Origin of the sequence: Micromonospora sp. DT62 (assembly GCF_049847285.1) — a bacterium.
Taxonomy (GTDB): domain Bacteria; phylum Actinomycetota; class Actinomycetes; order Mycobacteriales; family Micromonosporaceae; genus Micromonospora; species Micromonospora reichwaldensis.
Window position 1 is genome coordinate 352,558 of record NZ_JBNCOB010000004.1, and the last position, 23,951, is coordinate 376,508.

Annotated in this window: 25 protein-coding genes, 1 tRNA gene and 1 pseudogene; 7 read left to right on the forward strand and 20 right to left on the reverse strand. The window is 74.2% G+C overall.

The genetic code is table 11. The features are described from left to right. Positions 1-120 precede the first annotated feature (120 nt). Positions 121-1,050 (forward strand): ribonuclease Z, encoded by a 930-nt coding sequence (locus ACPXCB_RS09125; RefSeq protein WP_425873938.1) that lies wholly within the window; start codon positions 121-123, stop codon positions 1,048-1,050. After that, entirely contained in the window at positions 1,047-1,556 is a 510-nt protein-coding gene (locus tag ACPXCB_RS09130) for a GNAT family N-acetyltransferase (protein WP_425873940.1), read from the forward strand. Before ACPXCB_RS09125 ends, ACPXCB_RS09130 begins: the two co-directional genes overlap by 4 nt. Before the next feature lie 94 nt (positions 1,557-1,650). Here the strand turns inward: ACPXCB_RS09130 and ACPXCB_RS09135 are convergent, their stop codons facing one another. After that, the gene (locus tag ACPXCB_RS09135) at positions 1,651-3,021 is read right to left on the reverse strand and encodes a cystathionine beta-synthase (RefSeq protein WP_132233468.1); all 1,371 of its coding nucleotides are present in this window, start codon (positions 3,019-3,021) and stop codon (positions 1,651-1,653) included. 77 nt (positions 3,022-3,098) lie between these two features. Next, complete coding sequence (locus ACPXCB_RS09140; RefSeq protein ID WP_132233466.1) at positions 3,099-3,455, reverse strand: YkvA family protein; 357 nt, start codon at positions 3,453-3,455, stop codon at positions 3,099-3,101. A gap of 148 nt (positions 3,456-3,603) precedes the next feature. On the opposite strand from ACPXCB_RS09140, the pseudogene ACPXCB_RS09145 reads away from it, so the two are divergent. From ACPXCB_RS09145 to ACPXCB_RS09155, 3 genes and pseudogenes are all read left to right on the forward strand, one after another. After that, positions 3,604-4,664 (forward strand): annotated as a pseudogene (locus tag ACPXCB_RS09145) (SGNH/GDSL hydrolase family protein); the annotation flags it as partial. Next, positions 4,653-5,456: an SGNH/GDSL hydrolase family protein gene (locus ACPXCB_RS09150; protein WP_425873997.1), complete on the forward strand. Its 804-nt coding sequence runs from the start codon at positions 4,653-4,655 to the stop codon at positions 5,454-5,456. The pseudogene ACPXCB_RS09145 and the gene ACPXCB_RS09150, both read left to right, overlap by 12 nt. Positions 5,457-5,549: 93 nt before the next feature. Then, complete coding sequence (locus ACPXCB_RS09155; RefSeq protein WP_425873943.1) at positions 5,550-6,812, forward strand: acetyl-CoA C-acetyltransferase; 1,263 nt, start codon at positions 5,550-5,552, stop codon at positions 6,810-6,812. Between the two features lie 161 nt (positions 6,813-6,973). Here ACPXCB_RS09155 and ACPXCB_RS09160 read toward each other — a convergent pair whose 3' ends face one another. From ACPXCB_RS09160 to ACPXCB_RS09170, 3 genes are all read right to left on the reverse strand, one after another. Then, the gene (locus tag ACPXCB_RS09160; protein WP_311414346.1) at positions 6,974-7,294 is read right to left on the reverse strand and encodes a hypothetical protein; all 321 of its coding nucleotides are present in this window, start codon (positions 7,292-7,294) and stop codon (positions 6,974-6,976) included. Between the two features lie 168 nt (positions 7,295-7,462). After that, positions 7,463-8,278: a Bax inhibitor-1/YccA family protein gene (locus ACPXCB_RS09165; RefSeq protein ID WP_121396533.1), complete on the reverse strand. Its 816-nt coding sequence runs from the start codon at positions 8,276-8,278 to the stop codon at positions 7,463-7,465. A 111-nt stretch (positions 8,279-8,389) separates the two neighbouring features. Continuing rightward, positions 8,390-8,470: transfer RNA gene (locus ACPXCB_RS09170), tRNA-Leu, on the reverse strand. A 102-nt stretch (positions 8,471-8,572) separates the two neighbouring features. Here ACPXCB_RS09170 and ACPXCB_RS09175 point away from each other — a divergent pair. After that, complete coding sequence (locus ACPXCB_RS09175; protein WP_425873945.1) at positions 8,573-10,405, forward strand: hypothetical protein; 1,833 nt, start codon at positions 8,573-8,575, stop codon at positions 10,403-10,405. A 65-nt stretch (positions 10,406-10,470) separates the two neighbouring features. On the opposite strand, the gene ACPXCB_RS09180 is transcribed toward ACPXCB_RS09175, so the two are convergent. The 15 genes from ACPXCB_RS09180 to ACPXCB_RS09250 all read right to left on the reverse strand — a co-directional run bounded on the left by ACPXCB_RS09180 (position 10,471) and on the right by ACPXCB_RS09250 (position 22,879). Beyond that, entirely contained in the window at positions 10,471-11,802 is a 1,332-nt protein-coding gene (locus ACPXCB_RS09180) for an NAD(P)/FAD-dependent oxidoreductase (protein ID WP_311414764.1), read from the reverse strand. 104 nt (positions 11,803-11,906) lie between these two features. Further along, positions 11,907-12,467: a hypothetical protein gene (locus tag ACPXCB_RS09185; protein WP_425873946.1), complete on the reverse strand. Its 561-nt coding sequence runs from the start codon at positions 12,465-12,467 to the stop codon at positions 11,907-11,909. A gap of 55 nt (positions 12,468-12,522) precedes the next feature. After that, entirely contained in the window at positions 12,523-13,935 is a 1,413-nt protein-coding gene (locus ACPXCB_RS09190) for a DUF58 domain-containing protein (protein ID WP_425873948.1), read from the reverse strand. Continuing rightward, positions 13,935-14,939, reverse strand: coding sequence for an AAA family ATPase (locus tag ACPXCB_RS09195; RefSeq protein WP_311414767.1), 1,005 nt, complete (start codon positions 14,937-14,939; stop codon positions 13,935-13,937). Before ACPXCB_RS09195 ends, ACPXCB_RS09190 begins: the two co-directional genes overlap by 1 nt. Beyond that, positions 14,939-15,523 (reverse strand): hypothetical protein, encoded by a 585-nt coding sequence (locus tag ACPXCB_RS09200; RefSeq protein ID WP_425873951.1) that lies wholly within the window; start codon positions 15,521-15,523, stop codon positions 14,939-14,941. Before ACPXCB_RS09200 ends, ACPXCB_RS09195 begins: the two co-directional genes overlap by 1 nt. Positions 15,524-15,587: 64 nt before the next feature. Beyond that, positions 15,588-16,331, reverse strand: a complete 744-nt coding sequence (locus ACPXCB_RS09205) for a DUF4129 domain-containing protein (RefSeq protein WP_425873953.1) — start codon at positions 16,329-16,331, stop codon at positions 15,588-15,590. Positions 16,332-16,409: 78 nt separating this feature from the next. Beyond that, a complete protein-coding gene (locus ACPXCB_RS09210) occupies positions 16,410-17,123 on the reverse strand; it encodes a uracil-DNA glycosylase (protein ID WP_425873999.1) in 714 nt (237 codons plus the stop codon). Between the two features lie 19 nt (positions 17,124-17,142). Beyond that, positions 17,143-17,829, reverse strand: a complete 687-nt coding sequence (locus tag ACPXCB_RS09215; protein WP_425873955.1) for a dienelactone hydrolase family protein — start codon at positions 17,827-17,829, stop codon at positions 17,143-17,145. A 199-nt stretch (positions 17,830-18,028) separates the two neighbouring features. After that, positions 18,029-18,511, reverse strand: coding sequence for an LppU/SCO3897 family protein (locus ACPXCB_RS09220; protein ID WP_327030509.1), 483 nt, complete (start codon positions 18,509-18,511; stop codon positions 18,029-18,031). Positions 18,512-18,628: 117 nt separating this feature from the next. Then, positions 18,629-19,663, reverse strand: a complete 1,035-nt coding sequence (locus ACPXCB_RS09225) for an HAAS signaling domain-containing protein (RefSeq protein WP_425873957.1) — start codon at positions 19,661-19,663, stop codon at positions 18,629-18,631. After that, positions 19,660-19,992, reverse strand: a complete 333-nt coding sequence (locus ACPXCB_RS09230; RefSeq protein ID WP_089001967.1) for a PadR family transcriptional regulator — start codon at positions 19,990-19,992, stop codon at positions 19,660-19,662. Before ACPXCB_RS09230 ends, ACPXCB_RS09225 begins: the two co-directional genes overlap by 4 nt. A 312-nt stretch (positions 19,993-20,304) precedes the next feature. Further along, the gene (locus ACPXCB_RS09235; protein WP_425873959.1) at positions 20,305-20,682 is read right to left on the reverse strand and encodes a type II toxin-antitoxin system death-on-curing family toxin; all 378 of its coding nucleotides are present in this window, start codon (positions 20,680-20,682) and stop codon (positions 20,305-20,307) included. Beyond that, a complete protein-coding gene (locus ACPXCB_RS09240) occupies positions 20,679-20,882 on the reverse strand; it encodes a ribbon-helix-helix domain-containing protein (RefSeq protein ID WP_425873961.1) in 204 nt (67 codons plus the stop codon). Before ACPXCB_RS09240 ends, ACPXCB_RS09235 begins: the two co-directional genes overlap by 4 nt. A gap of 47 nt (positions 20,883-20,929) precedes the next feature. Beyond that, on the reverse strand, positions 20,930-21,859 hold the full coding sequence (locus ACPXCB_RS09245) for an exopolyphosphatase (RefSeq protein ID WP_425874001.1): 930 nt from the start codon (positions 21,857-21,859) through the stop codon (positions 20,930-20,932). Between the two features lie 27 nt (positions 21,860-21,886). Next, complete coding sequence (locus tag ACPXCB_RS09250) at positions 21,887-22,879, reverse strand: ArsR/SmtB family transcription factor (RefSeq protein WP_425873963.1); 993 nt, start codon at positions 22,877-22,879, stop codon at positions 21,887-21,889. A 95-nt stretch (positions 22,880-22,974) separates the two neighbouring features. Between ACPXCB_RS09250 and ACPXCB_RS09255 the strand changes: the two genes are divergently transcribed. Beyond that, a complete protein-coding gene (locus ACPXCB_RS09255) occupies positions 22,975-23,874 on the forward strand; it encodes an alpha/beta hydrolase family esterase (RefSeq protein ID WP_425873965.1) in 900 nt (299 codons plus the stop codon). The last annotated feature ends 77 nt before the right edge of the window (positions 23,875-23,951 follow it).

The window sequence follows — 23,951 nt, forward strand, 5'->3', positions numbered from 1 at the left end:
ACGACAGCCACCCGACCCCCGGGGTGCCGGCCCAGTCCAGCCGGCCCGTGCGCGAGCACGGAAGCCCCGGGGGTCGACCCTTTTCCGCAGGCCGGGTGGCCGACGCAGCCGGAGGTCACCGTGTCGATGCGCGAGCTGGTGGTGCTCGGGACGGCCAGCCAGGCCCCCACCCGGCAGCGCAACCACAACGGGTACGTGCTGCGCTGGGACGGCGAGGTGATCCTCTTCGACCCGGGCGAGGGCAGCCAGCGGCAGCTCCTGCACACCACGGTCACCGCCACCGACCTGACCCGGATCTGCGTCACCCACTTCCACGGCGACCACTGCCTCGGCCTGCCCGGCACCATCCAGCGGCTCTCCCTCGACCGGGTGCCGCACCCGGTGGCGGTGCACTTCCCGGCCGGCGGCGCGGAATACTTCGCGCGGCTGCGGCACGCCGCCAGCTTCCACGAGACCGCCGAGCTGCGCGTCGAGCCCATCGAGGCCGACGGGCAGCGCATCACGCTGGGCGTCGGCACGCTGGAGGCCCGCCGGCTGCGGCACCCGATCGAGACGTACGGCTACCGGCTCGTCGAGCCGGACGGCTGCCGGATGCTGCCGGAGCGGCTGGCCGCGTACGGCATCGCCGGGCCGGCGGTCGGGGAGCTGATCCGCGTCGGCCACCTCGACGTCGACGGGCGCCGCGTCACCCGCGAGGAGGTGAGTGTGCCCCGGCCCGGGCAGCGGTTCGCCTTCGTCATGGACACCGGCCTCTGCGACGGGGTGTACGCCCTCGCCGAGCACTCCGACCTGCTGGTCATCGAGTCGACGTTCCTCGACTCGGAGGCCGCGCTGGCCGCCGAGGTCGGCCACCTCACGGCGGGCCAGGCCGCGCGGGTGGCGGCCGAGTCGGGCGTACGCCGGCTCGTGCTCACCCACTTCTCCCAGCGGTACGCCGACCCGGCCCGCTTCGCCGACGAGGCCCGCGCGCACTTCGACGGCGACCTGGTGATCGCCGAGGACCTGACGACCGTGCAGATCCCGCCCCGGCGGGTAGCCTCGGCCGGATGACGGTCACCCTGCGCCCCGCCACCGTCGACGACCTGATGGCGGTGGGCGCGCTGCACCAACGTTCCCGGGTCGCCGCCTATTCGGCCTTCCTGCCGGCGCGGGCACTGGCCGACCCGACGCCCGAGGCGATGGGCGCGTACTGGACCGAGCGGTGGACGTGGGAGCGGGACGAGCACCGGATGACGGTGGCCGAGCGCGCCGGCCGGCTGGTCGGCTTCAGCTATCTCGGCCCGGACGACGAGGGCGACCCGGTGACCGGCCTGCTCAACGCCATCCACCTCGAACCCGCCGAGCGTGGCCGGGGCACCGGGCGCACCCTGATGGTCGACGCGCTGGACGCCATGCGCGCCCGCGGCTGGTCCCGGGCGGTGCTCTGGGTGCTGCGGGACAACGCGCACGCCCGGCGCTTCTACGAGAGCGGCGGCTGGACCCCCACCGGCACCGAACGCGACGAGCACATCGGCCCGGCGGTCACGCCCCAGCTCCGGTACGCGCGAGGGCTCTGAGCGGCGGTACGCCTGCCCTCCGGCGCGGGCGCGGCAGGCGCGGCGAGGGCCCCTCCCCGGGCGGGGAAGGGCCCTCGTGCGGACGTCGTCCAGGTCAGCGGGCGCCGAGGTGGGCCAGCAGGTCCTGCCGGGTGAGCACACCCTTGGGCTTGCCGTCGACCAGCACCAGGGCGGCGTCGGACTTCTCCAGCAGGCCGACCGCCTCGCTCACCGGCTGCCCGCCGCCGATCATCGGCAGCGGCTCGGCCATGTGCCGCTCGATGGTGTCGTGCAGGTGCGCCTGGCCGGTGAAGAGCGCGTCGAGCAGGTCCTTCTCGGCGATCGAGCCGGCCACCTCGCCGGTCACCACCGGAGGCTCGGCCTTGAGCACCGGGAGCTGCGAGACGCCGTACTCGCGCATGTAGTCGATCGCGTCGCGGACCGTCTCGGTCGGGTGCACGTGCACCAGCTCGGGCAGGCCGCCCGGCTTGCCGGCGAGCGCGTCGGCGACCGTCGGCTCGGTGCCCGAGTTGTCCAGGAAGCCGTACCGGGCCATCCACGTGTCGTTGAAGATCTTGGACAGGTAGCCCTTGCCGCTGTCCGGCAGCAGCACCACGACCACGTCGTCCGGGCCGGCCTTGCGAGCCACCTCCAGGGCGGCCACGACGGCCATCCCGCAGGAGCCGCCGACCAGCAGCCCCTCCTCGCGCGCCAACCGCCGGGTCATCTCGAAGGACGCCTTGTCGGAGACCTCGATGATCTCGTCGGCGACACCCCGGTCGTACGTCTCCGGCCAGAAGTCCTCGCCGACACCCTCGACCAGGTACGGCCGGCCCGTGCCGCCGGAGTAGACGGAACCCTCCGGGTCGGCGCCGACGACCTTGACCCGCCCCTCCGACGCCTCCTTGAGGTAGCGCCCGATGCCGGAGATGGTGCCGCCGGTGCCGACGCCCGCCACGAAGTGGGTGAGCTCGCCCCCGGTCTGCTCCCACAGCTCGGGGCCGGTGGTCTCGTAGTGCGAGCGCGGGTTGGCCGGGTTGCTGTACTGGTTGGGCTTCCACGCGCCGGGGATCTCCCGGGCCAGCCGGTCGGAGACGTTGTAGTAGGAGCGCGGGTCCTCCGGGGCGACGGCGGTCGGGCAGACCACCACCTCCGCGCCGTACGCGCGCAGCACGTCCTGCTTGTCCTGGCTGACCTTGTCGGGGCAGACGAAGACGCACCTGTAGCCCCGCAGCTGCGCCACCAGCGCCAGCCCGACGCCGGTGTTTCCGCTGGTCGGCTCGACGATCGTGCCGCCCGGCTGGAGGATGCCCGCCTTCTCGGCGTCCTCCACCATCCGCAGCGCGATCCGGTCCTTCACCGAGCCGCCCGGGTTGAGGTACTCCACCTTCGCCAGCACGGTGGCCTGGATCCCGGCCGTGACGTTGCGCAGCCGTACCAGCGGGGTGTTGCCGATCAGCTCGACGACGTTGTCGTAGTACCGCACCTCGTTGTGCCCTTCTCCTCCGGCGCCGCCGGCGGCGGCCGGGCAGACGTCTTCTCGATGCCCCAGGGTACGTGGGTTCAGGACGCCACGTGCCCGGGGATCACCGAGCTGCGCCGGGCCTCCCACTCCAGGAACCGCTCGGTCTCGGCCAGCACGCTGCCGGCCAGCCAGGTCACCATGACCGCGTCGTCGGCCAGCCCGAAGATCGCCAGCGGGATCTCGGGAATCAGGTCGACCGGCGAGACGATGTACGCCGTCGCCGCGGTCATCAGGGCCAGCCGCAGGCCGCCGTCGTACTCCCCCCGGGTGGTGGCCCGGATCATCCGCGGCAGCGCGCCCAGCCGCGCCCCGAGCGACGGCCCGCCCCGCGACCCGGCCGCGAGTGCCCGGGCCAGCGCGCTGAACGCCGCGGTGCGCTTCAATGTCTTCCCCATGTTCGGCCCCTCTCCACGTGCCAGGGTGGCGTGCCCGCGCAACCGTCCCCCGGTCACCCGTACAGATACCCAGGAGCGTCGCCTTCCAGGCACCCGCGAGCCCACACGACGACAGCGGTGTGTCGTGCCGGCGCGATAATGTCGCTGTATGGGGGTCGCTGGTTCCGTCGTCCCGGTTGGTCCGCGCTGGCAGCGCGCCCGGCAGCTCGCCCGCCTCGCGGCGATCGGCACGGGCGCCACCGCCGCGGCCGTGGTGGCGACCGGCGGCGTGCTCCTCGGGCAGGCCCGGCAGGCCCGCCGCACGATCCCGATGGCCGAGGCGCCCCCGCCGCGCTGCGACGGCGTCTACGGCGCGAAGCTGCCCGGCCCGCCGGTCACCGTCGTCGTGCTCGGCGACTCGTCGGCCGCCGGCTACGGCGTGCACCGCCGCCGGGAGACGCCCGGCGCCCTGCTCGCCACCGGGCTGTCCCGCCGCCTGCAACGCCCCGTCCGGCTGCACCGCTTCGCCGTGGTGGGCGCGATCTCGGCGGTGCTGCGGCACCAGGTGGAGGCGGCGCTGGAGTGCCGGCCCGACGTCGCGGTGATCCTGATCGGCGGCAACGACGTGACCAACCGCGCACCGTTCGCCCTGGCGGTGCGCTACCTGGTCGACGCGGTCCGCACGCTGCGCGCGGCCGGCTGCGAGGTGGTCGTCGGCACCTGCCCCGACCTGGGCGCGATCCGGCCGATCCAGCCGCCGCTGCGGTGGCTGGCCCGGCACTGGAGCCGGCAGCTCGCCGCCGCCCAGACGGTGGCCGTGGTCGAGGCCGGCGGCTGGACGGTCTCCCTCGGCGACCTGCTCGGTCCCCGGTTCACGGCGGAGCCGACCCGGATGTTCGCCTGGGACCGTTTCCACCCCTCGGCGGAGGGCTACGCGATGGCCGCCGCCGCCCTGCTGCCGACCGTGCTGTCCGCGCTCGGCGCGGGGCAGGAACGCCGCCCGACCCTCGTCCGGGACGAGGGCGTGCGCTCGCTGCCGCAGGCCGCCCAGGAGGCGGCCCGCCACGCGGGCACCGAGGTCAGCGGCACCCGGGTCAGGGGGCGCGAGCGCGGCCCCGCCGGCCGGTGGGCGCAACTGCGCCGACGGGCCTTCTTCGGTGTCGGCGCGGCGCCGCAGCCCAGCCCCGCCGCCGACTCACCCACACTGGAGGGACTGGCATGAGCGAGCGCTTCATCCCCTCGGGGCTCGCCAATCGACTGGGCCGGGCGGCGACGCTCAGCCTCATCGCCGGCACGGTCGGCGGCGCCGCCGTCCTCGCCGGTCAGGCCTTCGCCGCCCGGCACCGCCGGTACGCCCAGCCGGAGCTGGCGCTCGCCCTGCGCGCCACGGTCGGGCGGGCCGACGCGCCGCCGCTGCGCCTGGTGCTGCTCGGCGACTCGTCCGCCCTCGGCGTCGGGGTCGGCCGCCTCGACGAGACCATCGGCGGACAGCTGGCCAACCTGCTCGCCGAGGGCCCGAGCGGTCGCCGGGTGCACCTGTCCAGCGTCGGCGTCTCCGGCTCACGCTCGACCGACCTGGCCACCCAGGTGGCCCGGGCGCTGCTCGGCGAGCGCCCCGACGTGGCGGTGATCCTGATCGGGGCGAACGACGCCACCACCCTGCGTCGCCCGATGGAGGCCGCCGCCTACCTCGGGGCGGCCGTGCACCGGCTGCGCGAGGCCCGGGTGGAGGTGGTCGTGGGCACGTGCCCCGACCTGGGCGCCGTACGCGCCATCGCGCCGCCGCTGCGCAACGTGGTCGGCTGGTCGGGGCGGCGGGTGGCCCGCGCCCAGGCGGCGGCGGTGCTCGACGCCGGCGGCACGGTGGTCGACCTGGCCACCGAGACCGGCGCCGTGTTCCGGGCCGACGCCGGGACGCTGTGCCACGACGGCTACCACCCCTCCGCCGACGGCTACCGGGTCTGGGCGCACGCCCTGCTGCCGGCCGTCGCCGCCGCCGCGGCGGTCGCCTCCCGGCAGTGACCCGCCGGCCGTCCCCGCTGTCCCGCCGGGCGTGACATTTCCCGGCCGGCGGGCAGCTTCCGCCAGAAGTTACCGACGGGTTAACGTTGGGTCATGCCGACTGAGTCGTCCCGCGACGCCGTCATCGTCGCCACCGCCCGCTCCCCCATCGGCCGGGCGCACAAGGGTTCCCTGCGCGACGTCCGCCCGGACGACCTCGCCGCGACCATCGTGCGGGCCGCCCTGGACAAGGTCCCCCAGCTCGACCCGACCGAGATCGACGACCTCTACCTGGGGTGCGGTCTGCCCGGCGGCGAGCAGGGCTTCAACATGGCCCGGGTGGTCGCCACCCTGATGGGCCTGGACACCCTGCCCGGCGCGACGCTCACCCGCTACTGCGCGTCCTCCCTGCAGACCACCCGGATGGCGATGCACGCGATCCGGGCCGGCGAGGGCGACGTGTTCGTCTCCGCCGGCGTGGAGACCGTCTCCCGGTACGCCCGCGGCAACTCCGACGGGCTGCCGAAGGAGGCGCAGGCGCTGGTCGGCGGCGGCTGGGAGAACCCGCGCTTCGCCGCCGCGGCCGAGCGTTCCAAGGCCCGCGCCCAGGGCGGGGCCCCGGTCTGGACCGATCCGCGCGAGGCCGGCGAACTGCCGGACATCTACCTGACCATGGGGCAGACCGCCGAGAACCTGGCCCAGGTGCACGACGTGACCCGCGCCGACATGGACGAGTTCGGCGTACGCAGCCAGAACCTCGCCGAGAAGGCCATCGCCGACGGCTTCTGGGCCCGGGAGATCACTCCGGTCACCACTCCGGACGGCACGGTGGTCGACACTGACGACGGCCCCCGCGCCGGGGTCACCCTGGAGGGCGTCTCCGGGCTGAAGCCGGTGTTCCGTCCGGACGGTCGCATCACCGCCGGCAACTGCTGCCCGCTGAACGACGGCGCCGCCGCCGTGGTGATCATGAGCGCCCAGCGCGCCAGGGACCTCGGCATCACGCCGCTGGCCCGGATCGTCTCCACCGGCGTGACCGCCCTCTCGCCGGAGATCATGGGCCTCGGCCCGGTCGAGGCCACCCGGCAGGCGCTCAAGCGGGCCGGGATGACCATCGACGACGTCGACCTGGTGGAGATCAACGAGGCGTTCGCCGCGCAGGTGATCCCCTCGTACCGCCAGCTCGGCATCCCGCTCGAGAAGCTGAACGTCATGGGTGGCGCCATCGCCGTCGGGCATCCGTTCGGCATGACCGGCGCCCGGATCACCGGCACCCTGCTCAACGCCCTGGACTGGCACGACAAGACGATCGGCCTGGAGACCATGTGCGTGGGCGGTGGCCAGGGCATGGCCATGGTCGTCGAGCGTCTGAGCTGAGCGGACGGCGCGACCACGGGCTGCCCGGCCGGGCGCCGGGGTCATCCCGAGCGGACCTCGCCACCCGGCCGGAGCCCTGGCAGGCTGTGGGTCGCCGTCACCCGTAGAGAGTGTCGCGGGTCGCCGTCGGCCCTAGAGAGCGTTGCGGGTCGCCGTCAGCGCTAGAGAGCGTCGCGGGTCGCCGTCACCTCGGCGGCGGCCCGCGCCAGCACCTCCGGCGGCGGGGCGGCGGCGACCAGGTCGGCGGCCACCACCCGGAGCTGGTCGGGCAGCGCCAGGTCGTTGTCGAGCCGGGGCACCGTCCGCCGGGGTCCGCCCTCGACGTCGGCGGCCAGGTTGGCGATCTCCTGCACCAGCCGGTGCACGAGGTCGGCGCGGGACACGTTGCCACCGGCGGCCGTGGCCGCCCAGCGGGGCTGCTGCCAGTGCCCGACCTGGCGCACCAACAACTCCACCGCCCGCTCCAACTCCCCACCACCCACACCCGAAGTCTACGAACCCCCCGCGGGGGCCGGGGCGGGCGGGAGTCGGGGCGAGCGGGGGCGAGCCGTGAGGTGGACGACGGCGCCCGCCCTCGCGGATGCGGGGGCGGGCGCCGGTCGGTCGCGGGCGACGGTCAGTCGCGGGCGACGGTCAGTCGCGGGCGACGGTCAGTCGTCGCCTTGGAAGTAGCTCAGCAGGCGCAGGATCTCGATGTAGAGCCAGACCAGGCTGACCAGGATGCCGAAGGCGGCGACCCAGGAGTAGCGCTGGGGCAGCCCCATCCGGACGCCGTCCTCGACCTCCTTGAAGCTGAGCACGAAGCTCAGCGAGGCGACCACGATGCAGACCAGGCTGAACCCGATCGCCAGCGGGCTGCCGTCGCGCAGGCCGGTGTTCACGCCGAAGAGCGCGAACACGAGGTTGATCAGCATGACGGCGAAGAGACCCGCCATCACGGCGATCATGCCCTTGACGAACTTCGGGGTAGCCCGGATGACCTTCGCCTTGTAGAGCATGGCCATCACGAAGAAGACACCGAACGTGGCGGTCACCGCCTGGACCACGATGCCGTCGTAGAGCGAATTGAAGAACTTGCTGACCATGCCGACGAAGACGCCCTCGACGACGGCGTACGCGACGACCAGCGCCGGGTTCGCCATCCGGGAGAACGAGATGATCAGGCCGAGGACCAGGCCGACCACCGCCGCGCCGATCCAGGCCGCGCCGAGCAGCGCGTCGGGCACCAGCACCCAGGCGGCCGCGGCGGAGACGCCGAGGATGCCGAGGAGCGTGACGGTCTTGACCACCACGTCGTCGATCGACATGGTGTTGACGGTCGGCGGGGCCGCCGGGTAGCCGGCCTCCGTCGGGTACTGCTGCGGATAACCGGGCTGTCCGTACGGCCCGGTCGGGGCGTACCCGGCGGAGCGCTCCCGCTCGGCCGCCTGGCCGAGCCGGGCGAGCACCGGGTTCGAAGTCTTCACTGTCAGGCCTCCCTCAGGGGGTCGTTGCACGTGAACGTGCACCCCCAAGAGTAAACGCCCAGGGCAGTCCGGTGGAGATCGCCAAGCTGAGCGGAAGCTGAGAGTGCGGCGTGCCCGGGGCGGGGGTCGAACCCGCACGCCTTGCGGCAGCCGCTTTTAAGGCGGCCGTGTCTGCCGTTCCACCACCCGGGCGGGTGACACCGCGCGGGTCGACACGCGTGGTGCAGTGTCACGGTAGCGGGTCGGCCGCGACCCGGCGTACCCCGGCGGGCGGGTCGCACTAGGGTCGAGACCGTGAGCAGCGCAGCCCCCACGGCCCCCGACGCCGTCCCTGACCAGGCTGTCCTCGCCGTCGACCGGCCGTCCCGCCGGCTCCGGCCGGCGCGCCTGCTGACCGCCGTCCACCGTCGCCGGGCGGACGTCACCGTCGTGCTGCTCTTCGTGGCGCTGGCCGGCTGGCTCACCCACGGTCTCTGGCCCGACCCGGCGGCCCGGGTCCTGGCGCTCAACCCGGAGGACCAGGCCCTCTACGAGTGGTTCCTCGCCGTCGACTCCCGGGCGCTGCTCGGCGACTTCGACCTGCTCACCGGGCGGCTCAACGCGCCCGACGGGGTCAACCTGATGACCAACACCACGGTCATCGCGCTCGGGGTGCTCCTCGCCCCGGTGACCCTGTTGTTCGGCGCGCCGGTGACCTTCGCCCTGCTGGCCATGGCGAACCTGGCCGGCACCGCGATCGCCTGGTACCTGCTCTTCACCCGGGTCCTGCGCGCCCGCCGGCTCGCCGCCGCGCTCGGGGCGGCGCTCTGCGGGTTCGGCCCGGGCATGGTCTCGCAGACCAACAGCCACCTGCACATGACCGCGCAGTGGCTGGTGCCGGTGATCGTCTGGCTGGTGGTCCGCATGCTGCGGGCCGCCGACCCGGCGGGCACCGCCGACGGGCCGGACCGCCGCCGGGTGGTCAGCTCGGCCGTCGGTCTGGCCGCGGCGGTCACCGCGCAGGTCTTCGTCGGCGAGGAGGTGCTCTTCCTCTGCGCGGTCACGCTGCTGGTGATGGCGGTCACCTACGCGGTGACGGACCGGAACCTGGCCCGCCGCGCCCTGCCCGGCTTCGCCGGGGGGATGATGCTCGCCGCCGGGCTGGCCCTGGTCGTACTGGCCTGGCCGCTCTGGTTCCAGTTCGCCGGCCCGCAGGGCGTAGCGGACGGCATGTTCAGCCCGCACTACTTCTCGGCGGACCTGCGCAGTTGGTGGACCGTCTCGCCACTGTCAATCGCGGGCGGCGACGGGGCTGCCCGGCTGACCACCGGGCCGGCCGAGTACAACAGCTTCCTCGGGCTGCCCCTGCTGCTCGCCGCCGCCGCCTGCGCGCTCTGGCTGGGCCGCCGCCGGCTGGTCGTCGCGTGCGTGTTCGGCACCCTCGTGACGGGGGCGCTGTCGCTCGGCCCCCGGGTGATCGTCGACGGCGAACGCACCGCCGTCCCGGGCCCGTACGCCCTGCTCTCGGGCCTGCCCGTGGTGGACGGTGCGCTGCCGATGCGGTTCGCCCTCGCGGTGCTCCCGCTGATCGCCACGCTGCTGGTGCTGGCGGTCGACCGGGCGCTGCGCGGCACCGGCCTGGCCCGCCGCCTGGTGCCGGCGGCGGTCGGCGTGGCGCTGCTGCCGCTGCTGCCGACCCCGCTGCCCACCGCCGAGCGCCCGCCGCTGCCCGAGTTCGTCACCGGCGGGCACTGGCGCCAGTGCGTCGAGCCGGGCGGGGTGCTGGTGCCGGTGCCGCTCGCCACCCCCAAGCAACCGTGGCCGATGCGTTGGGCGACCGCCGCCGACGCGGCGTTCGGCATGCCGGAGGGCTTTTTCATCGGCCCGTACGGTCGCGGCGGCACGGCGGCGATGGGCACCTACGCGCAGCCCACGTCGGCCCTGCTGGCCGAGGTCGGCAGGCGCGGCGGCCAACCCGTCATCGGGGACGAACAGCGTCGGCAGGCCGCAGAGGATGCCGAGTTCTGGGGCGCCTCCTGCGTGGCGCTGGCCGACGGCACCCCGCACGCCGACAGCCTCCGCGGCACGCTGGAGCAGCTCTACGGCCCCGCCACCCGAATCGCCGACGCCTGGATCTGGCGCGTCTGACCCGCACCCGCTGAACGCGCGAAAAGCCCCCTCCGCCGCAGGCGGAGAGGGCTTCGCGTGTTCGGTCAGGCGCGGCCGGCGCCGACCGGCTGGGACGCCTCGGCGAACTCCTCGCGCGGGTCGTGCAGCTGGCCCAGGGCGACCACCTCGCGCTTCAGGAAGAACGCCAGCGACCAGTCGACCACGACCCGGACCTTGCGGTTCAACGACGGGATCCGGCTCATGTGGTACGTCCGGTGCATGAACCACGCCGGCCAGCCGGTCATCTTGATCCCGTACACCTGGGCCACGCCCTTGTGCAGGCCGAGGCTGGCGACGCTGCCGGCGTGCTTGTGCTTGTACTCCACCGGCTCCCGGCCACGGACGACGTTGACGATGTTGTCGGCCATCCGGGCGGCCTGGCGGACCGCGTGCTGGGCGCTCGGCGAGCAGTAGTTGCCCGGTTCCTTGGTCAGGTCCGGCACGGCCGCGCAGTCACCGGCGCTCCAGGCGCCGTCGACCACCCGGTCGCCGTCGACCACCTGGAGGGTCGGCAGGCAGGTGACCCGCCGCCGCTCGTCGCGGGGGAAGTCCGTGGCGTCCAGCATCGGCGACGGCTTCACGCCGGCCGTCCAGACGATGGTGTCGGAGCGGAAGCTGTCGCCGTCGGAGAGCTTCACCACCCCGTCGAGGCAGGACTCCAGGCGGGTGTCCAGCCGGATGTCCATGTTCCGCTTGAGCAGCTGCTGCACCGTGTAGGCGCCCATGTCCCGGTCGACCTCGGGCAGCACCCGCTGGGTCGCCTCGACCAGCACCCAGCGCATGTCCTCCGGCTTGAGCTCCGGGTAGTACTTCAGGGCGTCCCGGGCCATGTCCTCCATCTCGGCGAGCGCCTCGATGCCGGCGTACCCGCCGCCGACGAAGGTGAAGGTCAGCGCCGACCGGCGGACGGCCGGGTCAGGCGTGGCGGCGGCCACGTCGAGCCGGTCCAGCACGTGGTTGCGCAGGTAGATGGCCTCGCCGATGGTCTTGAAGCCGATGCCGTGCTCGTGCAGGCCGGGGATCGGCAGCGTCCGGGAGACCGAACCCGGGGCGACGACCACGTGGTCGTACGGGATCTCCCGGGTGGGGCCGCTGATGGGCTGCACCACGGCGGTCTTGCGGTGGTGGTCGATCCGGGTCACCGCGCCCGCCACCACCTTGCACCGCCGCAACTCCCGCCGCAGCGGCACCACGGAGTGCCGGGGCGAGATGTTGCCGGCCGCCGCCTCGGGCAGGAACGGCTGGTAGGTCATGTGGGGCTGAGGGTCCACCACGACGACCTCGGCCTCACGGGAGCTGAGCTTCTTCGACAGGCGCAGGGCCGCGTAGAGACCGACGTGCCCGGCACCCACCACAAGGATCCGCTTCGGGTTCACGTCATCTATCTTTCCCCGCGAGACCCGGCTAATCCCGCTCGCGCCCCTTCTCTGTGACGGAGCACAACCCCTGTGACCTGCACGACTTCCCCTGAAAGGGGCTGTCACCTGCGGCGCAGCAGCCACCCCAGCAACGCCGCCACCGCCACCGCCACGAGCAGACCGACCACCGTCGCCGCCTGGTGTCCGGCGTCACCACCGAGCCTGCCGACCTCGACCAGCAGGACACCGAGGACGAAGGTGCCCAGCAGCACCGCGCCGGCCCGGGCCAGCCACCGCACGATCAGGTTCGGGTCGACCACCGCGTCGTACGGCAGCACGGCGGCCAGCGCGCAGAGGGTGTGCGTGAGGTAGAGCACCGCCGCCACGGCGAGCAGCCGCCAGAGGGCGATCGGCCGGCCGTACCCGTCGGTGGCGACCAGCCAGCCGCCGACCGTGACCAGCGCCGCGAAGGTCGGCCAGACCCGGCGCGGCCCGACCGCCGGCAGGACCGCCACCGCCACGAGGGCGAGCAGCGGCCGCCCGAGCAGCACCTGCGACGGGTACGCGAGCAGCAGGCCGACCAGCACGGTGACGAAGATGCTGGCGCGCACCAGCAGCGGCGTCAGGCTGATCCGGGCGGCGGCGTACCGCAGCGCCCTGACCCGTTCGGTGACGGCGCTCACCGGCCCCGCCTTTCGTTCGCGACTGCGGGACTCCGCTGCGCTACATTCCTCGCGCTCACCGGGCCACCCTCGGGGCGGTCGCCAGGCGGGCCACGTCCCGCAGCACCTCGTCGAGGCTGCCCGCGCCGGCCCACCGCACCACCGGCACGCCGTGTTCCCGCAGCTGCCCGATCATGGTGTCCCGGTCCAGCCGCCACAGCCGGTACGCCACCTCGGCCCAGCCCCGATCCTTCGGCGGGGCGAGGTCCGCCGGCAGGGTGTCCACCGCGACCACGAACCGCCCGGCGCGGGCCAGCCGGGCCAGCATCTGCGCCGACCGCTCGTCGAGCAGCGGGGTGAGGACCACCACCAGCGCGTCCGCCGACAGCAGCTGCGGCCCGAACACCTGGTCGTACGGCTCGTGCGGGGAGTGCTCCGCCCGCACCTCCAGCAGCCACTCCAGGACTGTGAGGTACTGCCGGCGGCCGGCGGCGGGACGCAGCCGGCGGGCGGCCGGGCCGTACTCGAGCATCGACACCCGGTCGCCACGGTGCAGGTAGTGCTCGGCGATCGCGGCGGCGGCCCGGACGGTGGTGTCCAGCACGGAGGCGGCCCCGGACACGCCGCCCGAGCGGCCCGCCTCGGCGAGCACGTCGAGCAGCAGCACCACCTCGGCGTCGCGGTCGGAGAGGGTGGCCGCCACGTGCAGTTGCCGGGCGCGCAGCGACACCCGCCAGTCGATCCGGCGCAGCCGGTCACCCGGGGCGAAGACCCGTACGCCGGCCAGTTCGCCGCCCTCGCCGGGCCGGCGCGAGTGGTGCGCGCCGACCAGGCCGGCGGCCCGCGGCATCGCCTCGACCGCGTCGAACGGCTCGGTCCTCGGGTAGACCCGCAACCGGGACGGCTCGACGATCACGGCGCGGGAGACCAGCAGTCCCTGCGCGGCGGCCGCCCGGGCGCCCGCCGGTCCGATGGGGTGCCGGCCCCAGCGCAGCGCCGTGCCGGTCAACTCCAGGTCCACGGCCGCCGCCGTCGGGACGGCGGTCACGAACGGCCGGTCGGCGACGGACGGGGCGACGGCCGAACCCGCCCCGGACGCGGTGGTCGCCCCGGCGATCGTCACCCGCTGCACCTGCAGCCACGGCGAGACCCGGCTGCGCACCACCGCCACGTCGTAGTCGATCAGGTCCGGGTTGCCGACGGTGACCGTGCCGGTCAGCTCGCCGCCCTCGACCAGGTGCCCCTCGTCGGCGGAAACCCAGATCTGCGGCAGGGCGGTCGGCCGACGGCGCAGCGCGTACGCGGTGCCCAGCGCGAACGGGGCGGCCAGCACGACCAGGTCCACCCGGCCGAGCAGCACCCCGGCGATCAGCAGCAGCCCGGTGAGGAGCACCGCCCGGCCGAGCGCCCACGTGGGCACCCAGCCGGTCGCGGGCCCCGGCCCCGGTGGCGACGACTCGACCCGGGGCGACACGGCGGTCGCGACCATCAGTGCCCGGGGCCGGCGGCGTAGCTGGGCAGCGCACCGCTGGCGGGCGCCGGGGTCGCCTCCAGCACCTCGCCGACCACGAAGGACGGGTCGACACGACGCAACCACATCTCCGGACGCAACGTGATCCGGTGTGCCAGGGCGGGTGCCGCGACCTCCTTGACGTCCTCCGGGACGACGTAGTCGCGACCGGCCATCACGGCCCGTACGCGGGACAGCAGCAGCAGCGCCAGCGAGCCGCGCGGCGAGGCGCCGACCAGCACCGACGGGTGCTCCCGGGTGGCGGCGGTCAGCGCGACGATGTAGCGGCCGACGGAGTCCTCCACGACCACGTCCTCCAGCGCGGCCTGCATGGCGCGCAGGGTCGCCGCGTCGACCACCGGCTTGATGTCCGCCTCCTCGCGGCGGCGGGCCATCCGCCGGCGCAGCACCTCCCACTCCTCCTCGGCTTCGGGGTAGCCGAAGGAGACCCGGAGCAGGAACCGGTCGAGCTGCGCCTCCGGCAGCGGATACGTGCCCTCGTACTCGATGGGGTTGGCGGTGGCCAGCACGTGGAACGGCTCGTCCAGCTTGTACGTCACGCCCTCCACCGAGACCTGCTTCTCCTGCATCGCCTCCAGCAGGGCCGACTGGGTCTTCGGCGGGGTCCGGTTGATCTCGTCGGCGAGGAGCAGGTTGGTGAAGACCGGCCCGGCCCGGAACGAGAAGTCGCCGCTGCGCTGGTCGTACAGGAACGAACCGGTCACGTCGGCGGGCAGCAGGTCGGGGGTGAACTGGAGCCGGCGGAAGTCCAGCCCGAGCGCCTGGGCGAAGGACCGTGCGGTCAGCGTCTTACCGAGGCCCGGCAGGTCCTCCAGCAGCACGTGGCCGCCGGCCAGGATGCCGGCGAGCACCAGCTCCAGCGCGTCCCGCTTGCCGACCACGACCTGACCGACCGCCTCCAGCACCGACCGGGCGAGGGGGCCGACCTCGGCGGCGGACATGCTGCGGTCCACGTCGTTCATCACAGTCTCTCCAGTTCGGCGACGATCGCCGCGAGGTTGCGCGGCGACGGGGTGCGGCGAGGCGGGGTCTCCAGGAACTTCCACAGCTGGTCACCCAGCAGCACCCGGGCCCGGGCCGGATCCGACTCGCGGGTCACGCCGTGCCGCTGGCTCAGCCGCTCGTCGGCCAACTCCCCGAGCCGGGGCAGGATCACCGTGGTGAAGCGTTCGGGCCGGGTGGCCGACCAGTCCAGCGGCAGTTCCCAGCCGTTGATCGCGGTGCGCAGCGCGTCCCTGGCGCCCCAGTTCCAGGTGCCGTCGTCGTCGGCGACAGGGGCCCGGCCGCCGCCGCGGGGCGGGGGCGGGGGCGTGAGGGCGGCGACGACGCGACGCACCACAAAGAACGCGACCACCCCGGCCACGAGGACCGGCAGCGAGACCCGCAGGCCCACCAGGCGCAGGCCGGCGACCAGCACGATCACGACGGCCGCGACGCCGGCCAGGGGACGGAGCACCCGACCGACCCGCCCGCCCCGCCGGGGCTCGGCGCGTGCCGGCCGCTCGTCCTCGACGCTCAGCAGGTCGTCGATGCTGGTGCTGCTCACGGCGTCACCTCGCCACGTCGGGCGGGCGCCGGCCGTGCCCCGGTCACGCCGGTGGGTGCCCCGGTCACGCCGGCACCTCCGTGCCGTCGGCGACGGCGACGGTCAACTCACCGCGCAGCCGGCGCAGCGCCGCCCGGGCCTGGTCGCGGGTGCGCTCGTCGACCTCCCGGGTGGCGTAGCGGGCCTCGCGGTAGACGTGGGCGAACTCGGCCAGCACGTCGGCGCTGGCGATGGCCGGGATGCCCACCGACGGGTCGCCCCGCAACAGCCGGGTGACCAGGTCGGTGGGGGTGTCGCCGGCCAGCCGGGGCACGCCGGCCCCGGCGGCGGCCTGCTCCAGGCGCACCCAGCAGGCGATCACCGCCGTACGCGGATCGGTGTCGCGGTCGTCCAACTCCTCCAGGCCGGCGTCGAGGGCGGCGGCCACCTCGCGGGCGGTGCCCTCGGGCGTCCGCCGGGACCGCTGGGCCGGCAGCGCCCGGGTGGTGCGCCGGATCGCGCCCCGGACCAACGTCCAGGTGAGATAGCCGAAGACGACGAGGATCGCCAGCCCGAGAAGTACGATGGCGACGGTGGCGATCCACTGCGGGATCGACGCCTGGGTGGCCTGGCCGGCGTCCCGCGGTTCGACGGGGATCGACTCGACCGGCTCGGCGCTCGGATACTCCGGCACGTACGGGATGTTGTCGGCGGCGGGCGGGATCCGGCTGGCGCCGATCGACGAGTGGGCGGACGAGAACGCGGCGACGGCCAGCAGGAGCACCACCGCCGCGACCGGCCACCACCTGCGCAGGACGCTGAATTCCATCGAGGGCTACCTCCGGGTCACCGGGGCGTGTCCCACGACTCGACGCGTTCCGTCCGTCATCGCCACCGCCCCCGCGCCTCAGTCCGCCCCGGCCAGTTGCTTCGCCCGGGCGAACACATCGTCCAGCATCCCTGGTGTCAGCCGCCCGGTGAAGGTGTTCTGCTGGCTGACGTGGTAGCAGCCGAGCAGCGCCGGTGCGCCCGTGCCGGACCAGTGTGCCCCATGGCCGAACGCCGGTCGCGGGCTGGGCGGTCGCAGACCGTACACCTGGCGCAGCACCGGCCACCACGAGGCCCAGGCGAACGCTCCCAGCGCGACCACGACGCGCAGGGTGGGCCGGATCAGCGCCACCTCGCGGTGCAGCCACGGCGCGCACGTGTCCCGCTCCTCGGGGGTGGGCTTGTTGTCCGGCGGGGCGCAGCGCACGGCGGAGAAGATCCGCAGGTCGCGCAGGGTCAGCCCGTCGTCGGCGGCGACGCTGGTCGGCTGGTTGGCCAGCCCGGCCCGGTGCAACGCGGCGAACAGGACGTCGCCGGACCGGTCGCCGGTGAAGATGCGGCCCGTGCGGTTGCCGCCGTGCGCGGCGGGCGCCAGGCCGAGGATGGCGATGCGCGCGTCGGGGACGCCGAAGCCGGGCACCGGCCGGCCCCAGTACTCCTGGTCCCGGAAGGCCGCCCGGCGGACGCGGGCCGCCTCCTCGCGCCACCGCACCAGCCGCGGGCAGGCGAAGCAGTCGCTGACGGCGGCGTCGAGGTCGGCCAGGTCGGTCGCCCGCGCGGCGCGGGCGACCACCTCGTCGGGCGTACGGGGCTCAGCCAAGCTTGGCCCGGAAGAGTTCGAGGGTGCGGGCCCAGGCGGTGGCGGCGGCCCGCTGGTCGAAGTTCTCCGGCCGGTCCTCGTTGAAGAAGGCGTGCGAGGTGCCGGGGTAGTCGTGGACCTGGCAGGTGCCGCCGGAGGTCTCGATGGCGCGGCGGACGGTGCGTACGCCGTCGGCGGCGGAGGTGCCGTCCTCTTCGGAGCAGTGGATGAGCGCCGCCTTGCCCGCGTAGTCGGGCCACTCGGGGCGCATCCCGTCCCACGGCAGCCGGGGGTAGAAGGCGGTGGTGGCGACGATCCGCTCGGACCGGGTCGCCGCCCAGAGGGCCAGGCTCGCCCCGGCGCAGAAGCCCGCACAGCCCACCTTGCCGGCGACCTCGGTCCGGCTGGCGAGGTAGTCGGCCGCGCCGGCGATGTCCGCCGCCGCCTCGTCCATCTGCTGGCTGTTCAGCATCTGCCGGGGCTCACTCGGCCTGCTGGCCGGGCCGCCGTGCCGGAAGTCCGGGGCGAGGGCGACGAAACCGGCCTCGGCGAAGCGGTCCACGACCGCCCGGACGTGCGGCACCAGGCCCCACCAGTCCTGGATGACGATGACCGCAGGGCTGGTCGCACCGCCGGAGGGTATCGCGAGATACCCCTCGCCCGTCCCCCCGTTGCCGCGGTAGCTCACCATCTCGCCCATCGGCCGTCCTCCTAGCGGTCAGTCATCGTTGGCTGGTCGCACAGTGTTGCTACGTGTCGGTAGCCTGCCACGCCGTGAGCGCCCCGGGGAAGACGTCGGAACAGTGGCATACACCTCCTGCCGGCGCCCTAGCCACGGACGCCGACGGCGGCGCGGACGACGTCCGCGCCGCCGTCGGCGGTCCTGTCGTGCCGGGGGATCAGGCCTTCTTCGTCAGGCACAGCAGGTAGCCGGTCTTGCCCGGCTCGATGCTGTAGTAGACGTAGCCCTCCTGGCCCTCCTTGATGTACTGCCCGCACGCCTCGCCGGAGCGGGCCTGCGCCTGGGTCTGCCCGTCGACGCGGCCGACCACGTTGTAGACGGCGTCGGTGGAGGTGCACTCGACGACCTTCGCGCCGTCGACCTTCTCCTCCTTGGTGCCGGTCACCTCGGGCAGCTCGGCGATGCAGTCGCCGACCTTGGCCTCAGCGGTCTCGTCCTTGTTGAAGAAGTTGCCGATCGCCGAGCCGATGCCGAACTTGAGGCCCGCGACGACCAGGAACACGACGATCGCGCCCACGATGCCGAGCAGCTTCTTGGAACCGGACTTCTCGGCCTGGGGCTCCGCCGGGGGCGGCGCCTGGACGGCCGACGGGGGCTGGGCGGCGTCCGGCGCGGGGGGCGGTGCGACCTGCTCTGACACGCGTTTTCCTTCCGGGGGGTGAGTGAGCAGACGACACCGTAGCGACCGGGACCGACAGCCGTTGCCCCGCTGGACTCATCCGTTCAGCTATTTCCCAGCTTCATCCCATGATCCGGTTCACGTCCGGCTCGGCGTGGGGGTGCCGCCCGGCATGCCCGTCGATGCGGGCGCGGGGGTCGAGGTGCCGGCCGGCGTGGGCGTCGGGGTCGGGTTGCCGCTCGGCGCGGGCGCGGTGTCCGAGGGGGCGGGTACGGGCAGCCCCGGCGGGTTCAGCAGGGGCGGGGTGCTGGCGCCCGGCCGGGGCCCGAACGGCGCCAGCTCCGGGCAGTACGGGTACGGGCGCAGCAGCGCGTTGGCCAGGTTCAGGTCCGGCGGGTTCGGGCACATCGGACGACCGAGCCGGATCGGGTCGCCGTTCTGGTCGAAGAGCCGGGCGTTGGACACCAGCCGCCCCTCGCTGTCGTAGACGAAGACGTCCCGGATGTGGTCGTACCGGCCGTCGATCGAGATCTGCTCGTAGTCGAGGTCGCCGCTGCCGACCCGGTCGTTCATGTCCGCCAGACCGACCAGCCCGAAGATCACCAGCACCGCCGTGCCGACTTGCAGCATCTGCCGCTTCAGCCGGGTCAGGCCCGGCGTGTGGTGGCCGAGCCAGATCGAGGCGAGCACGCTGCCGGCGAGCAGCACCAGGCCGGCCAGCAGGCTGCCGTTGAGCTCGGGCAGCACACCGAACGTGTCGCCGGTCGTGACCACCGTGACGAGCATGGCGGCCAGGTAGCCCCGCAGCACCCACCACGCCGGCCGGAGCAGCCGGAGGAACTCGGTGGCCGAGGCGTACCCGAGGGGTGGTCCGAGTTGGACGTCCCAGCGGTGCGCCCGGGCGCGGAGCCGGTCCACGACGACACCGAGGCGACGGTTGCGGCGCCCGCCGCCGCCGGTGGCGCCGACCCCGGCGGCAGCGCGCAGCTCGGCCGCGTACGCCTCGGGCTCGCCGAGCCGGTCGACCAGCGAGCCGCCGGCCTCGGCGGCGACCTCGGCGAGGTGCTCCGGCAGGTCCTCGGTCAACTCGTCGCGCTGCGCCGTCGGCAGGTCGGCCAGCGCGGCCCGGACCCGTGCGGCGTAGTCCGCGATCTCCTGCTCCGTGACGGTCATGCCGCCATCCCCCGATCGTCGAGCAGTGCGTCCATGGTGGTGGCGAACGAGCGCCAGAGCTTGCCGGAGCGGGTGAGCTGGTCCCGGCCGGCGGCGTTGAGTGAGTAGTACTTGCGGTGCGGGCCGGACTCGCTCGGCACGACGTAGGTGGTCAGCAGGCCGGCGGCGTAGAGCCGGCGCAGCGTGCCGTAGACCGAGGCGTCGCCGACCTCCTCCAGCCCGGCGTCGCGCAGCCGGCGCAGGATGTCGTAGCCGTAGCCGTCCTCCTCGCGGAGCACGGCGAGGACCGCGAGGTCCAGCACGCCCTTCAGCAGTTGTGTGGTGTCCACGCATTGCACACTAGTACGCAATGCACAGTAGCGTCAAAGGAACGCGCCGAGGACGGATGCAAGCTCGGCTGGCGATGGCCTCCATCGGTCAACCGGACTTCGGCGCCGCCGAACGCGCCCACCGGCTCATCGACGCCGTCGCCCGCTCCGCCGCGACGGGGACGCGACAACGGTTCCGCTGACCCTTCGGGGTCCACCACAGGCGGCACCCCACGCCCGTGGCGACAGCGGGCGTGGGGAGAGGACGCCGAGGCCTACGCGAGGCTCCGGGCGATGCCGGCCGGCATCCGCGACAGAATCCGTGCGCAGGTCTCAGACGTAGAGCTTGCGAAGTTCGCGGGCAATGTCGGGGACCTCGGTCAGCGTGCCGCTGGCCACCGACATCACGAGGGCCTCGGCCTGGTCGACGTCGACAACCTGGACCGGCACCTCGTTGAGGGCCAGAAACACACGCGCAGCCGCCCAGGCGAGACGCTTGTTGCCGTCGATCAGCGCGTGGTTCATGCAGACCGAGTGCAGCAGCGCGGCGGCCTTGGTCCAGAGGTCGGTGTAGACCTCCTGACCGAACGCCACGGTGGCCGGGCGGACCACCGCCGACGAGAGCAGGCCGAAGTCACGGACCTGCGGCGCTTCACCCAACACGACAGCGGCGACCTCCACGAGGTCATCGACCTCGAGGTAGTTGATCACTCGGCCAGCCGCCGCAACAGCTCCGCGTCGCGCTCGGCAACCTCGCCGGCAAGGTCCCGCACCCGGGCGCGACGGCTGTGCGCCGAGACGTACTCCTCGACCGCCACGACGATGGTGGCGTTCATCGACCGGTGCTCCTGGTCGGCGAGTTGCTTGAGCCGCTCGTGCAGCCCGTCAGGCAGATTGACCGTGGTGACCATATGGAAATCATACCGCCCCCGACCAGGGGCAACACCCGGCCCGAGGCCTACGCGAGGCTCCAGGCGATGCCGTCGAGGATGTCGTGCTCGGAGCTGACCACCGAGTCCATCCCCGCCCGTTCCATGATCACCCGGAGCACCAGGGCGCCCGCCCCGATCACGTCCGCGCGGCCCGGGTGCATCACCGGGATCGCCAGCCGCTGCTCCCGGCTCTTGCCGAGCAGGTCGGCGGTCGTCGCGGCCACGGCGTCGTACGACACCCGGGCGTGGTGGATGCGGCTCGGGTCGTACTCCTGGAGGTCCTGGGCGATCGCGACCACGGTGGTGACCGACCCGGCGAGCCCGACCAGCGTGGCCGCCTGCCGGCCCGGCACGGCCTCCAGCGCCCGGTCCACCGCCGCCGCGATGTCGGCCTGCGCGGCGGCGACCTCGTCCCGCCCCGGCGGGTCGCCGTGCAGGTGCCGCTCGGTCATCCGGACGCAGCCGATGTCCATCGAGATGGCCGCCTCGACGCCGCCCGCGCGGGTGCCGACGACGAACTCGGTCGAGCCGCCGCCGATGTCGACGACCAGGTACGGCTCGCGCGCGTCGGTGGGCAGCCCGCGCACCGCGCCGGTGAAGGAGAGCCGCGCCTCCTCGTCGCCGGTCACCACCTCGGGCGCGACGCCGAGGGTCCGCTCGACCATCTCCCGGAACTCGGCGGCGTTTGAGGCGTCCCGGGACGCCGAGGTGGCGCACATCCGGACCCGCTCCGCGCCGAGCTTCTCGATCTCGGCGGCGTACGAAGCCAGCGCGACCCGCGTGCGTTCGATCGCCTCCGGGGCCAGCCGCCCCGTCTTGTCGACGCCCTGGCCGAGGCGCACGATCTGCATCCGTCGGCTCAGGTCGGCCAGCGGCGCCTCCGGACCCGCCGAGGCGTCCGGCAGGTCGGCGACCAGCAGTCGGATCGAGTTGGTCCCGCAGTCGATGGCGGCCACACGCGTCGTCACGGCAGCAACCCTACGTCAGGCGCGCTCAGGCGACCCGGCGTGGCCCGCGTCCAGCAGTTCGGTGCCGAGCGACGTCAACCGGTGCAGCACCGCGCCGCCGTCCCGGACGCTGGCGACCAGCCCGGCCGCCCGCAACGCGCCCGCGTGCTCGGACGCTGAGGAGGTGCTGATCCCGACGGCCCGGCCGAGCGCCGTGGTGGTGTGTCGGCCGGGGCCGGCGAGGCGGCGCAGCACCGCCGCCCGGGTCGCCCCCAGCAGGCGGCCCAGCGGATCGGGGGTGGTGGCCCTGATCAGGCGCGGCAGCGGCGCGGGGTACACCACCAGCACCGGCCGACCAGGCTCCACCAGCACCCGGGGATGCTGGCCGGCCAGCGGCGAGGGCAGCAGGAGCAGGCCGCGGCCGGTGCCGGACAGCGAGGCGCTCCACCAGGTCCGCACCGTCAGCGTCGGCGCCTCCCACCGGATCGCCGGGTGCAGCGCGTTCAACAGCCCGTCCAACCCGTGCGTGGCGAGCTGCGCGGTCGCCCCCGCCACGTGGTGCCGGTGCGCCTCCGTCAGGTCGGCCCAGTGCGGCGCGAGCACCGCGTCGTGCCAGGTGCCGAGGGCCCGGCCGAACAGGTCCATCGTCTCCCCGTCGGCCTCGGCGAACCGCCTGCGCAGCGGCGTCGCGGGCAGCTGCGCGTACGCGGCGGTGACCTCCGCCCGGATGCGCCCGACGGGGGCTGCCCGGATCGCCTCCAGCCCGGCGACGACCGATTCCAGGCCGTCCAGCGGGGTGAGGAAATCGGGCAGGCGCCCGCGCGCGGGAAGCAGGTGCCGCAGCACGGAGGCGGCGGACCGGACCGGACCCGACGCGGAGGCCGCGTCCGCCGCGGGGCCCGGCGTCATCCGGGCCGTGTCCGCGTCGTGCAGCGCCTGGCAGGCCAGCAGGGACATGCCGACCGGGTGCAGGCGATCGGCGAAGCGGACCCGGCACAGGTCCGCCAGTCCCAGGCGGAGACGGAGCATGCCAGCAGACTGCCGCTCTTCGGCCTGGACCGAAAGGGTTGCCCCGTGCGGGCGGGGCCATCCAGTGTGGACCGGGGTCACGGAGGGGGCGGGGCGTGCGACGGACGGTGGCAGTGCTGACGGGGCTGCTCTTCGCCGTCGTCGCCACGGCGTGCGGTGGGGACCGGGGTCAGTCCCGGGTCACGCCGGCCCCGTCGCCTTCGGGGGCCGTCGAGCGCCCCGCCGCCGGCGACCACCGGCTCACCCTGGCGCACGGCGGGGCCGACCGCCGGTACCTGCTGCACGCCCCGCCCGGCTACGACCCCGCCCGGCCCACCGCGCTGGTGATCGCCCTGCACTTCTATCCCGGCAGTGGCGTCCGCCTGCGGGACATGGTGGGGCTGGACGCCGTGGCCGACCGGGAGAACTTCCTGGTCGCGTACCCGGACGGGCAGAACAGCGGCTTCAACGCGCTGATCTGCTGCGGGACGACCGACGACGTCGGATTCCTCAAGGACCTCACCGCCCACCTCGTACGGACGTGGCGGGCCGATCCCGACCGGGTCTACCTCACCGGGATCTCCAACGGCGGGGACATGAGCTTCCGGGCCGCCGTCGAGGGCGAGGGGCTCTTCGCGGCGATCGGCGTGGTCAGCGGCGGCTACAGCGGCCCCCGGACGGCCCCCGAGACGTACGTGCCCCGGCGACCGGTCTCGGTGATCACCTTCATCGGCGGGCAGGACCGCTACGCCGACGTCTTCACCGAGGGCGTACGGACGTGGCAGCGACGGCTGCGCTGCACACCGGCGACCGGCGCACCGCCGGCGGGCGCGCCGCGGGTCACCCGCACCGAAGCGCGGTGCGGCGACGGCAGCGACGTGACCGTCTACACCCTGCCCGACATGGGGCACTCGTGGCCCGGGGCGGCGACCGGCGGGCTGGCCGCCCCCGACGCGGGCCTCGTCGCCACCGAACTGCTCTGGGACTTCTTCGCCGCCCACCCGCGCCGGAGTTGAGATGCTCCTATAGACGTCAAGGGGTGTTGAGGGCGGTGAAGTCGGCGAGGAGGGCGGTGTGGACCTCGCGGACGATG